At 50.6% G+C, this 12808-nt stretch carries 11 protein-coding genes; 4 read left to right on the top strand and 7 right to left on the bottom strand.

The genetic code is table 11. The features are described 5' to 3' along the window. The 6 genes from LZP69_RS14685 to LZP69_RS14660 all read right to left on the bottom strand — a co-directional run bounded on the left by LZP69_RS14685 (window position 1) and on the right by LZP69_RS14660 (window position 5910). A complete protein-coding gene (locus tag LZP69_RS14685; protein WP_234201469.1) occupies window positions 1-1023 on the bottom strand; it encodes a succinylglutamate desuccinylase/aspartoacylase family protein in 1023 nt (340 codons plus the stop codon). Beyond that, on the bottom strand, window positions 1024-1929 hold the full coding sequence (gene rimK, locus LZP69_RS14680; protein ID WP_234201468.1) for a 30S ribosomal protein S6--L-glutamate ligase: 906 nt from the start codon (window positions 1927-1929) through the stop codon (window positions 1024-1026). Between the two features lie 445 nt (window positions 1930-2374). Beyond that, window positions 2375-2644, bottom strand: coding sequence for a hypothetical protein (locus tag LZP69_RS14675; protein ID WP_234201467.1), 270 nt, complete (start codon window positions 2642-2644; stop codon window positions 2375-2377). A gap of 204 nt (window positions 2645-2848) precedes the next feature. After that, the gene (gene gorA / locus LZP69_RS14670) at window positions 2849-4204 is read right to left on the bottom strand and encodes a glutathione-disulfide reductase (protein WP_234201466.1); all 1356 of its coding nucleotides are present in this window, start codon (window positions 4202-4204) and stop codon (window positions 2849-2851) included. A 132-nt stretch (window positions 4205-4336) separates the two neighbouring features. Then, on the bottom strand, window positions 4337-4930 hold the full coding sequence (locus LZP69_RS14665) for a hypothetical protein (protein ID WP_234201465.1): 594 nt from the start codon (window positions 4928-4930) through the stop codon (window positions 4337-4339). Between the two features lie 203 nt (window positions 4931-5133). After that, window positions 5134-5910, bottom strand: coding sequence for a hypothetical protein (locus LZP69_RS14660; protein ID WP_234201464.1), 777 nt, complete (start codon window positions 5908-5910; stop codon window positions 5134-5136). 293 nt (window positions 5911-6203) lie between these two features. Between LZP69_RS14660 and prlC the strand changes: the two genes are divergently transcribed. Next, window positions 6204-8243, top strand: coding sequence for an oligopeptidase A (gene prlC, locus LZP69_RS14655; RefSeq protein WP_234201463.1), 2040 nt, complete (start codon window positions 6204-6206; stop codon window positions 8241-8243). 94 nt (window positions 8244-8337) lie between these two features. Here the strand turns inward: prlC and LZP69_RS14650 are convergent, their stop codons facing one another. Continuing rightward, on the bottom strand, window positions 8338-9945 hold the full coding sequence (locus tag LZP69_RS14650) for an AbgT family transporter (protein ID WP_234201462.1): 1608 nt from the start codon (window positions 9943-9945) through the stop codon (window positions 8338-8340). 533 nt (window positions 9946-10478) lie between these two features. Between LZP69_RS14650 and LZP69_RS14645 the strand changes: the two genes are divergently transcribed. From LZP69_RS14645 to LZP69_RS14635, 3 genes are read left to right on the top strand one after another with little or no spacing between them, the layout of a single operon-like run. Continuing rightward, window positions 10479-11045 (top strand): LemA family protein, encoded by a 567-nt coding sequence (locus LZP69_RS14645; RefSeq protein ID WP_234201461.1) that lies wholly within the window; start codon window positions 10479-10481, stop codon window positions 11043-11045. A 15-nt stretch (window positions 11046-11060) separates the two neighbouring features. Next, window positions 11061-12071: a DUF3137 domain-containing protein gene (locus LZP69_RS14640; protein WP_234201460.1), complete on the top strand. Its 1011-nt coding sequence runs from the start codon at window positions 11061-11063 to the stop codon at window positions 12069-12071. Further along, a complete protein-coding gene (locus LZP69_RS14635; protein ID WP_234201459.1) occupies window positions 12071-12805 on the top strand; it encodes a lytic transglycosylase domain-containing protein in 735 nt (244 codons plus the stop codon). The genes LZP69_RS14640 and LZP69_RS14635 overlap by 1 nt, the downstream gene beginning before the upstream one ends. The last annotated feature ends 3 nt before the right edge of the window (window positions 12806-12808 follow it).

Genomic DNA, 12808 nt, shown 5'->3' with positions numbered 1-12808 from the left:
CTAGATAACCTGAGTGGCTATGGGGGTGATCTGTTCGTTCATGATCTCGATATGCTCGACCACTTCGTCGGCAGCACTCCCAAAATAGGCGATATGGAACATGGCATCACCCTCCAGAACCAAAGGAATATTCTGCTTGCCTATGACGATACCTGCGCGGTTCGAGGTGACCTGTTGGATCAACTCGCCAAGGGGGCTGTTGATCTCGGCCAGCACCTCGCCTTTTTCTACATAGGCACCGAGTTTGGCAAACTCGCACACGAAGCCGCTGGCCGCAGCGCGGGTCCAGTCGCTACGGTTGGCGATAAAAGGTTCTACCTTGCGCTTATGGCTGCGCTTGCGGATCATTCCAAGGGTTGAGAGCACATTGAGTATGCCGCGTACCCCAGTCTGAATGGAGAGCTCATCGAAACGCAGTGCCTGGCCCGCCTCGTAGAGCAGGACGCGGGCGCCATTATTGACCGCCGCTTCTCTCAGTGAGCCGTCACGCACGTTGGCATTAAGCAGCACAGGTACGCCGAAGGCCTGGGCTAACGCCAGGGTCTCGCTGTCATCCAGGTTAGCACGCACCTGGGGCAGGTTAGATCTGTGAATCGCCCCCGTATGCAGATCGATACCATAGTCGCAGTGCCTGACTATGCTCTGCAAAAAGGTATGGGCGACTCGCCCGGCCAGAGAGCCCTTGGCAGAGCCGGGAAAACAGCGGTTAAGGTCCCGCCTGTCCGGCATATAGCGGCTCTGGTTGAGCACACCGTACACATTGACCATAGGCACCAGAATCAGCGTGCCCTTGAGGAGTTTCAGTTGTTGCTGGATCAGGCGGCGGATCATTTCGATGCCGTTGAGTTCGTCACCATGAATAGCCGCACAGATAAAGACCTTAGGTCCCTCTTTCTTAGCGCGCACCACATGAACCGGAATCGATACCTGGGTATCGGTATAGAGACTGGCAACCGGCAGCTCTAGCTGACGCTGCTCACCGGGAAAAATCTCTACTCCACCAATGCGTAATCCTGTTGCCATTTAGCCTTTTCCGCGCGTCTTATTGGCGTGGGGTTTGGCATTTTTCTCGATAAATTCGTAAATCAATGCCGCCACATCTTTCCCTGTCGCCTGTTCTATTCCTTCCAGTCCGGGAGAGGAGTTAACCTCCATCACAACTGGGCCATGATTCGATTGTAAAATATCCACACCACAAAGATTGAGTCCCATCGCCTTAGCGGCGTTGACGGCGGTAGAGCGTTCCTCTTTGGTTAGCTTCACCAGCTGTGCGATGCCACCGCGATGCAGGTTAGAGCGAAACTCCCCTTCAGCCGCTTGACGCTTCATGGCCGCCACCACTTTGCCGCCGACCACGAAACAGCGAATATCGGCGCCGCCGGCTTCCTTAATAAACTCCTGCACTAAGATGTTGGCTTTGAGTCCCATAAAGGCCTCGATCACACTCTCTGCCGCCTTATTGGTCTCGGCCAGTACCACGCCAATCCCCTGAGTGCCTTCAAGCAGCTTGATCACCAGCGGCGCGCCGCCGACGTTCTTGATCAAATCCTGGATTTTGTCTGGTTTGCTGGCAAAGCCGGTGCGCGGCAGGCCAATTCCCTTGCGGGATAGCAACTGCAAGGAGCGCAACTTATCGCGGGAGCGGCTGATGGCCACAGATTCATTGACACAGAAAGTGCCCATCATCTCAAACTGACGTACTACGGCGGTACCATAGAAGGTAATGGAGGAGCCGATACGGGGAATAACGGCATCATATTTCGGCAGCACCTTACCCATGTAACGCACAGTCGGGTTACTGCTGGTGATATCCATATAACAGTGCAAGGTGTCGATCACATCGACAGTATGGCCAAGGGCTTCCCCGGCTTCCTTGAGGCGGCGGGTGGAATAAAGAGTTTCATTACGAGACAAAATTGCGATACGCATGTCTAAGGCCTTTCATTTAATTTAGGTTTATCATCACACGAGTGCAGTTGGATATAAATGTGCATACACTGCCCAGCTCGTTGTTAATATTATTCATTTTTATATTTGCGCCAGGGTTAACTATAGCCATAAATTTCGTCCCTTGTGAGTCACTCCCTGTGACTTTTGCTCTGATAAATGCGGCTTCCCGCATCGACAGCCGAGCAGGAAAACCCGCGCAGTAATCGCCGATTATCAGATAGTTTTACAGGATTAAGGGGAGAGATTTGGTTTATGTTTGCGCATTAAAATTAGGACGCGACCATAGAGCCAATGGGGTGAAATGAACAGCAAATAATTTTTATCGTGACAACAAGCTATTTTATTTGCTGTTTAGCGGCTCAGGGATGAAATGGGTGAAAAAAATAAAAGCCGATAAAATTAAATAACTAGATGAATATAAGGACTAATCCTCTTTACAGCGAGAGTTGTCATCATCATTTATCATCTCTGCTAAAACATCCAGAATACCATTTATAATATTGGTTAAGCTGGCTTTGCTGTTTTCCCTGCTATTGGGCCTGGCGTTTTGTGCTTGTATTTTCTGATCGCTTGTCGCTGCACCTGTTACGAAAGCACAGGTTAAGTTTGATGTATTGCTAGTGCATGAGCTGATCCCAACAGTGAGAAAAATGATTAAAACTAGCCGCAATCTACTCTTTTTTACGCTCATCATCCCTGAGTCCTGTGTTTCCTGTTTGTCCAGATTATAACTTGTCAAAATAGAATAAATAGCATCAGTAACAAAGTGTTACTTCTTGATGAGAATACAAAAAAGGCCAGAATAAATCTGGCCTGCTTTTGACACTCCCATTAGGATAACTGGGCTTAGTTACTTATTAATAGTGAGTTATTTCATAGTCACTTATCGCACAATCACTTATCTCATGGTAACAAACTCTTCCGCGCCAGTGGGGTGAATGGCCACTACCGCATCGAAGTTCGCCTTGGTGGCGCCCATCTTCATTGCCACGCCAAAGCCTTGCAGTATCTCATCCATGCCGTAGCCGATGCCATGAATGCCGACGACTTTCTCCTCGGCGCCCGCGCAGACCAACTTCATCTTACAGGCCTGACGATGGGCGGTCACTGCGGTATACATAGAGGTGAAGGTGGAGTTGTAGACCTTGATGTTTTCCTCACCATATTGGGCGATGGCTTCAGGTTCGGTCAGTCCCATGGTGCCGATAGCCGGATGACTAAAGACCACGGTTGGGATCAAGTTGTAATCCATCTTGGCATCATGCATCCCGTTGAACAGACGCTCAGACAGCAGGCGTCCAGCCTTGACGGCCACAGGGGTGAGTTCGACGCCGCCGGCCATGATATCGCCAACACAATAGATGCCTTTGGCCGTGGTGTTTTGCTGGGCATCGACTATGACATAGCCATTGTCGTCCAGCTTCACCTCTGTGTGCTCCAGGCCGATATTATCGGTAGAAGGCTTACGGCCGATTGCCCAGATAAGGCAGTCAACTTCATATTGCTCGCCGCTTTCTAGGGTAAGAATAAGGCTGCCGTCGGCTTGTTTTGCTACCGATTGAGGCACGCTATTGGTGTGCAGGCTCAGACCATCTGTGGCCATGCTCTCCATCAGAGCCTGGCTCAGCATAGGATCGAAGCTGCGTAGCGGCGCGTGTTTGCGCACAAACAGGTGGGTTTCGCTACCCAGTGCGTGCAGCACACCGGCCACTTCGACGGCGATATAGCCTGCGCCGATAACGGCAACACGCTTAGGCTGCTCATTGAGGGCGAAGAAACCGTCTGAGTCGATACCCAGTTCGGCGCCGGGAATATTGGGAATAGTGGGCGAGCCGCCTGTGGCGATAAGGATATGATCGGCAGTATAGTGCTCGCCGTTGACCTCTATGGTGTTGCTATTGATAAAACGGCCATAGCCTCTGACTAAGGTGACGCCATTGCTGTCTAAGCCTCTGTCATAGGCACCGTGGATACGTTCGATATAGGCCTCACGGCTTTCGACCAACTTGCTCCAGTCGAAATGGTTCACTGAGACATCGAAGCCATAATCTTTGGCATAGAGATGCATGGCCTCGGCGACTTGAGCGCCATACCACATCACCTTTTTAGGTACACAGCCGACGTTGACGCAGGTGCCGCCCAGCGCTTTGGCTTCGATCAAGAGTACTTTTGCGCCTCGCATTGCGGCGCGGTTAGCCGAGGCGATCCCGCCACTGCCAGCACCTAAACAGATATAGTCAAAATGTTGGGCCATCATTATCTCCAAATTTGAACGATTGCATGTTATCGCCATTGTAGGGCTAAACAGGATCGCAAACCAGAGAGCTTTTAGCTAATCGAATTAATAGATTGCATTTGGCTAAACTAATGCCGTTAGGGGGAAATCTCAGCGCCTGTGTTGGCAGCGCGCGTGGTCGGCCACTTTAGGGCCTTCGCCGCCGCATTTGAGGCACTGCCATTCGGTTTCGCGGATATTAAGCTCGTCACGATGAAAGCCATATCGGGAAGCAGATGTGTGCCTCAGTTGTTTCTCTAGTTGGCGTATGCGGTTATCCAGCCAGCGACAGCTGGGATCATCGGCAACTTGGCTTCTAGCAAGCTGATTATTGTGTTGATTCGAAGATTTAGATGTCCTTTGTTTTTGGCTTTTTTTGCGCTTTTGCTCTTTAGGCTCTCGTGTTTCTGAAGAGGAGTAATGGAGTGCACTGCTTGGGGTCTCTGGGATAGGGAGAGGTTTGCCATTACTGTCTCTGGCACCATCTTTTGGGATCACCAGCCTAGGTTCATTGTGCTTGGCTTCATTATGTTTAGGTTCATTGTGTTTGGTTTCTGTAGCCATAAGCGACTGGCAATAGGAGACGAGCAACAAGGAAAATAGCAATCGCCAGAGCGGTCTGAGTGTAACCTGATGAATATCTTTGATGTAACTTAGGTCGATATGGTGGCAAACCCAAGCGTTCGCTTTTGAATAAATAGACATTCCTTGTCCCTCTTTCGCTTTTTAACTGAATCGACGCGGCATTCCTTACCGCGCCTGATGATATTGGCTAGCCTGACGCTGAACTGCTTAAAAGTTAGTTTAAGAGGCTGGATTTGGCAATCTAGCCTCAAGCGACATCCCCATAGAGATAGCCAAGCTTACCTTAGAAGATCCAAGTTTATCTTAGAAGATTCAAGTTTATCTTAGAAGATCCAGGTGATGTGAACCCCACCGAAGGTCTGATCCAGATCTTCTTGATGACCATATTGCTGCTTAATATCTTCCTGAGCGATGCTGTGGCTGATTTGAGCCGACAATGACAGATTTTCCTGGAGTTGGTATTCGGCTTCTACACCAAACTGGAAGTGGTTGGGGCCGTTGTGCTCCTCAGAGGAGTATTGGAAGTCGAATCCCTGGGTTACATAAGGGGTAACGCTCAAGGTCTCTGTGAGATCCCAGCTGCTGTGGATGCTGGCATTAACCCGATAACCGGCGGCTTCGGTAGAGTAGATATAAGTGACCGAAGGCGTGAACCACTCATATTGAGTGTATCTTAGCGATGCCGACAGCTCGTTATCGCGGAAATCGTCATCACCAAAGCAATGTATATGCATCAAACCTAGGGTTGCTTCGAGATTGTCTGTCAGGTCTAAACCATATTCTATCCCCAGATCCCACTCGATATAGGCTGTGCTGTCGCCGCGGCCAAGGCTGGCAAATACGGCTAAGTTTTCATATTCGTAGACAGCAGTCGCCCAGGTGATACCGCCTTCACCGATCAGATCGCGACCCTGAGACATATACTTAGAATCCCAGCCTAAATCAAACACCCAAGCCGTCTCGGCAGGCGCGGGTTCAGTGAGAATCGAGCTGATATGAATGTCATCCGCGGCAGAGGTGTAGGCCAGTTCGTTGGCCAACAAGGCGCCGCTGTTTAATAGCAAGGCCGAAGTGATGGTGAGCTGAGTTATTTTTTTCATGGGGCAAATATTTATTACAGTAAGAGTGAATTTATATTCGCTATGATAAATTGAGCCGAGCGGCTTAAAAATGAGAACGACTTGTGTTTGCGAACACCTTGGCAATAATGATCTTTAGTTATCTCGCTGGGATTATTCTTTGCCATAGATCAAGGAATTTTGTCAGATGGCCTGATACCGAATTATTTGCAGCCCGCCCGCTTGAATCAAGGGGCGATAGCCCATATCTAGAGGGTAATAAGCGAGACGAATACCCTAGATTTTGAGCAGAATAGATTTTGAGGAACCCAAGTATGAGCAATCCTTTGCTAAGCGCTAGCAAGCTGCCGCCTTTTTCGCAGATAAAACCCGAGCATATTCAGCCTGCAGTGGAGCAGAGGATTGAAAATTGCCGCCGCAAGATCGATGAGGTTCTGGCATCTGGCGGCCCCTATACCTGGGATAACCTGATTGAGCCACTGGAGCAGGTGGATGATGAGCTGAGCCAGATCTGGTCGCCCGTCTCCCATATGAATTCAGTGCTCAGCACCAGCGAGTGGCGTGAGGCGCACGATGCCTGTTTGCCGCTCTTGTCTGAATATGGCACCTTTGTCGGCCAGCATCAGGGTCTGTATCAAGCCTATAAATCTTTGAAAGAGAGTGAAGCCTTTGCGCATCTAACCCAGGCGCAGCAGACCAGTATCGAACACAGCCTGCGGGATTTCGAGCTGTCGGGCATTGGTCTTAGCGACGAAGATAAACAGCAGTATGGCAAATTGGTGAAGCGCCTGTCTGAATTAACCAGCAGCTTCTCGAATCAGCTGCTGGATGCTACCCACGCCTGGCATAAGTTGATCACCGACGAGTCAGGTCTGGCGGGTCTGCCCGAGTCGGCCATTGCTGCTGCCAAGGCGATGGCTGAGGCCAAAGAGCTCGATGGCTGGCTGTTTACCCTGGATTTTCCGTCCTACCTGCCCGTGATGACCTACAGCGACAACCGCGAGTTAAGGGAAGAGTGCTATACCGCCTTCGTGACCCGCGCCTCGGATCAGGGTCCCAATGCCGGTGAATTTGATAACGGCCCATTGATGGATGAGATCTTGTCTCTGCGTCATCAACTGGCCAAGCTGCTTGGGTTTGACAGCTATGCCGATAAGTCTCTGGCGACTAAGATGGCGCAGTCGCCACAGCAGGTGCTGGATTTCCTTAATGAGCTGGCGCAGCGTTCTAAGGCTCAAGGTGAAAATGAGTTGGCTGAACTCAAGCAGTTTGCCGAGCAGCACTATGGTGTCACCGAGCTTGAGCCCTGGGATCTGAGCTACTACGCCGAGAAGCTCAAGCAGCACAGATATGAGATCTCCCAAGAGGAGTTACGCCCCTATTTCCCTGAGGATCGCGTGTTATCCGGGCTGTTCTACACAGTATCGCGTCTGTTTGGTCTCACGATTGAAGAGCAAAAAGCATTTGATACCTGGCATAAAGATGTGCGCTTCTTCACCATCAAAGATGCCAGCGGCGAACACAGAGGCAGCTTCTATCTGGATCTCTATGCCCGTGAAGGTAAACGTGGCGGTGCCTGGATGGACGATTGCCGAGTACGCCGTCAAACCGCCCAGGGAATACAAGATCCTGTGGCCTATCTAACCTGTAACTTCAATGCACCTGTGGGGGGCAAACCCGCTTTGTTTACCCATGATGAGGTGACTACCCTGTTCCACGAGTTTGGCCATGGTATCCACCACATGCTGACCAAAATCGATGTGGCCGGCGTCTCTGGCATCAATGGCGTGCCCTGGGATGCGGTAGAGCTGCCGAGTCAGTTTATGGAAAACTGGTGTTATGAAGAGGAGGCGCTGGCGCAGATCTCAGGTCATTTTGAAACAGGTGAGCCCTTGCCCAAAGCCATGTTGGATAAGATGCTGGCGGCGAAAAACTTCCAGTCCGGCATGATGATGCTGCGTCAGCTGGAATTTTCTCTGTTCGATTTTCGCCTTCACCATGAATATGATCCGGCCGTTGGCGCCGAGATCCAGGCCAAGCTGGATGAGGTGCGTTCTCTGGTGGCCGTGGTCAAGCCCGCCGCCTTTAACCGTTTCCAACATAGCTTCGCCCATATTTTTGCCGGTGGCTATGCGGCAGGTTACTACAGCTATAAGTGGGCCGAAGTGCTCTCTGCCGATGCCTTCTCACGCTTTGAGGAGGAGGGAATCTTCAATGCTGACACAGGTCACAGCTTCCTGGAAAACATTCTTGAGATGGGCGGCAGCTTGGAGCCCATGGAGCTGTTTAAACGCTTCATGGGGCGCGAGCCTAAGATCGATGCCCTGTTAAGGCATTCGGGCATACAGGCTTAATCTTTCAGCCAAGCGCCGAGAATACAAAAATGCCAATCCCTGTGGATTGGCATTTTTTATTGCGTATTCCAGCGCAACTTACGTTCAGCGCAACTTAAGGAGTGTAGTAAGTTGCCGCGCCTGGTCCTACTGGTAATCCAAGCAGGAAGACCCAGATAAAGAAGAAGGCGGTCCAACCGATAAAGAACACCACAGAATAGGGCAGCATGGTGGCGACTAAGGTGCCTATGCCGAGGTTTTTCTTATACTGAGACGCCACGGCTAGGATAAGTCCGAAGTAACTCATCATGGGGGTGATCAGGTTGGTGACCGAATCCCCAATCCGGTAGGCGGCCTGAATGGTTTCAGGCGCGTAGCCAACCAGCATCAGCATGGGCACGAAAATTGGTGCTGTCACCGCCCACTGCGCCGAGGCGCTGCCCAGCATCAGGTTGATAAAGCCACACATCATGATAAACAGCAGGAATACTAACGGGCCGGTCAGGCCGATGGCGTTGAGGGCATCGGCACCTGTCACCGCGAGCACGGCGCCAAGATTGGTCCATTTAAAGAAGGCCACAAACTGCGAGGCAAAAAACACCAACACTATATACATGCCCATGGTGCTCATGCTGTGGGACATGGCATCGATAACGTCTTTATCCCGTTTCATGGTGCCGACCACCTTGCCGTACACCAGGCCAGGGATGGCAAAACAGATAAAGATAAAGGCGACTATGCCTTTGAGGAAAGGCGAGCCTGCCACCAGACCTGTTTCGGGGTGACGCAGTGGGCCATTCTCAGGAACGACCGTCAGAGCCAGAATGCTGCCGAGAATTAGTATCGATAATCCCGCCATCTTTAAGCCGCGCTTCTCAGTGTCGGTCACGCTATCCATCGTCTGTTCGCCGAGATCGATATTGGCCTCGCTGACATCGTATTTACCCAGCTTGGGCTCGACAATTTTCTCTGTAACCAGGGCGCCTAGAATGGTGATCACAAAGGTGGAGGCAAACATGAAATACCAGTTCACTTCCGGGCCAACCAGATATTCGGGGTCGATCATCTGGGCGGCGGCTTCTGTGATCCCTGATAAGAGTGGGTCAACTGTGCCAAGCAGCAGGTTGGCACTATAGCCGCCGGATACACCGGCAAAGGCAGCGGCGAGTCCGGCGAGGGGGTGGCGGCCGAGGGAGTGGAAGATCAGCGCAGCCATAGGGATTAACACCACGTAACCCAGCTCGGCAGCTGTATTGGAGACGATACCGGCGAAGACTATGGTCAGGGTCACCAGACGTTTCGAGGCGCCCATTACCAGAGTACGCATGGCCGCCGACAGCAGACCCGAGCGTTCGGCAATGCCTACCCCAAGCAGCGCCACTAATACAGTCCCTAGTGGGGTAAAGCCGGTAAAGTTGGTCACCAGGTTGGAGACTATCATCCTAAGTCCCTCACCGTTCATCAGGCTCACCACATGGATCAGGCCATCGGCGCCGCGTCCCGGAGCGCCCTCAGGGCGGGGATCGTTTACCGTTAATTCGAAATAACCGGCAATACCACTAATAAGGATAACTGCGACACAAAAGAGGGCGAACAGGGTAATAGGGTGGGGCAGTAAGTTACCCAAGCGCTCGACCACATTTAAGAAACGGACGAACAGGCCGTTCGAGGTGGGAGAATCAGAATAGGCGGGCGACAGTCGCTCATCTTGCTTAACGCTCATGGTACTTCCTTATTGTGAGCCTCTTTGGACCCTTGGTTAATTTGTGTTCAATGCAGATAATGAACCGAGCATGATGAAGTATTAGCTTTAACTGAAGCTTAAATTGCGCCTAGGTGCGCCCATACAGCTGAAATACAGGTGAAGAGGTTTATTTCCTGCTTGGTGGGTTAATTCTTTTGTCTGAATGGCTGTTTGTATGGTTTTTTTCAGCGATTTAAGACAATTTGCAGCAGGTTTATTGTTATTGAAATGTTTGTTGTTTGTTGTATATTACTGAAATAAAGGAGGTTAAATTTATTCTACCTTGTTTGTATCTGTTTATTGGTCTTTAGCATGGCAAGTCAGCGCATGCTCGAGTAAGTGAGTGTTTAATCGGTTTTAAATGGCAAATTGAGAGGTTTTTTTTGAAATTTGTCTAAATGCTCACCATTTTTATCTGCCTTGCCATTTGCAGACATAGCTGGAAATCTTCTTTAAAATCAGACAAGGTGTGCTCGATTATTCAGGTTTTATTTATTTACAAGGATATAGCAATGCAGGGTTTACTATTAATTTTAGGCATAGCGGTGATCATTGCTTACCTTTGGTATGTCAGCCTGATCAAGAAGCGCAACAGTGCCAGAGAAGCCCTGTCAGGCATAGATGTACAGCTGACAAAGCGTGCGGATCTGGTGCCCAATATTCTAAAAATCGCCAAGAAGTTTATGGAGCATGAAAAGTCACTGCTCACAGAGATCACCGCCCTAAGAGCCCAAGTTACCGCCGGCTATGATGTTACAGATAGCGGGGCGATTAAGACTCATCTGGCAGCGGCCGAGAAGCTTAATGCCAAGGTGGGTCAACTGATGGTGAATGTGGAGAACTACCCTGAGCTGAAATCCGATGTCACTATGCTGCAGGCGATGCAGACCTACAACGAAGTGGAGGAGCATATCTCAGCCGCCCGCCGCTTTTACAATGCCGCCGTGGGCGAGCTTAATACTGCGGTGGAGATCTTCCCCGGTTCCATTATCGCCTCTATGGCCAAGGTGAAGGTGATGCCTTTCTATGAAGCAGAGGCCGCCGCAAGAGTCAGTGTGGATGCCGCCGATTATCTATAATCTCCGGCCACTATTTTGAATATCATCAATTTTCTGCTCGGCGCTAAGCTGAAACCTAAGCGTCGGGGAAAGGGATTAAGCGCCGCTCCCGAGGAGCTTGAGCTATTTAAGGCCCATTATGAGGAGCATATTGCGCCCCTCACTCGCCTGTTTGAAAAAGAGCGGATCACCTGTTTAACCACGCTGCGAAAGCGTATCTATACCAGTGTCATGATACTTGCGGTCATAGTGCTGGTGGCGCTGCTTTACAGTGCTAAAGGTTATGTCAATCTGCCTTGGCCTTTATTGTTACTGCCTGTGGTGGTGCTCAGTTGGTGGGCCTACCGCCCGGTGAAAGAGTACAAGGCCAACGTCAAACATCTGGTTTTTCCCTATATCTTCAGTTACTTCGGCGATGATTTTATCTTTAATCCCAATCAACGCATGAGCCTGCCACTCCTTGAGCTGTCCAAGTTACTGCCCGATTACGATGACGCCCATTTCGATGATTATGTTCATGGCAGCCATAAGGGGGTGGCAATCACAATCAATGAGCTTAAACTCACCAAGGAGGTGCGGCGGGATAAGCGCACCGAAACCCAGACTCAGTTTCAGGGGGTGATGGTCAAGCTTGGCAGTCATAAGGCCTTTAAGGGCCATACTGTGGTGATTAAAAATCGTGGCGGCCTGGTTAACTTCTTCTCCGACAGCTTCAGGGGGCTGAGTCGGGTCAAGCTGGAAGATCCCCGTTTTGAGAAGCAGTTCGATGTGTTCTCGACCGATCAGATAGAGGCCAGATACCTGCTGACAGTGAGTTTTATGGAGCGCCTGCAGGAGTTAGCCAGTCTGTTTGATAACAAAATTCAATGTGCCTTCTATGCCGACAGTTTGCTTATCATGCTTTCCAGCCGCGACAATCGCTTCGAGCTAGGTTCGCTGTTCCAGCCGGCGACCTTCGAATATGAATTTAGCCAGATAAACCGAGAAATGAAGCAGCTCTTTGCTATGATTGACATACTCAAACTGGATCAAAAGATTGGACTCTGATGCAACCAGCCCATAGTCTGCGTTTTTTTTACTTTCCCCAAGTGCTTACCTTAATCGTGAGCCTCTTGTGCTCTGTGAGCCTCTTAGCGCAGGAGCCGAGTGCATCGAAACCGCGTTATAAGGCCAGTTACTCTTCATCCGGAATACAAAGCCATTCTACCGCGCCAGCGACCTCTGGCTCGGCACAGCAAAAAGTGAAGGTCTACCAATACACCAAAGCCGACGGTAGTGTGGTATTTGCAGACCATGCCCCAGGAGATCAGGACTTTAAGGTGCTGCTTTATACTTGTTACGCCTGCAAGGTGGATTCTGAGCTGGACTGGCAAAAAATCCCGCTGTTCAGCGCCGATTATGATGAGTTGATCCACAGTGCCGCTAGGGAAAACAAGCTGGATCCGGCGCTGATCCGCGCGGTTATTCATGCCGAGTCGGCATTTAAAGTGTTTGCCCTGTCCCGCGCCGGTGCCATGGGTTTGATGCAGTTGATGCCCAATACGGCTAAGGCGATGGGGGTTAATAATCCCTATCGTCCTGACGAGAATATTGCCGGTGGCGCCCGCTATCTGGCGAAGTTATTGGCGCGTTTCGATGGCGATATCGATCTCGCTTGCGCCGCCTACAATGCAGGCCCAACAACTGTGGCGAAATACCAAGGTATTCCGCCCTACCCTGAGACTCAGGCCTATGTGAAGCGAGTGAAAATCTTACTCAAACGCTATCAGCAGGCGCTTTGACTC

Origin of the sequence: Shewanella sp. AS1 (genome assembly GCF_021412565.1) — a bacterium.
Classification (GTDB): Bacteria; Pseudomonadota; Gammaproteobacteria; order Enterobacterales; family Shewanellaceae; genus Shewanella.
This window is presented reverse-complemented; position numbering and strand designations above follow the sequence as displayed.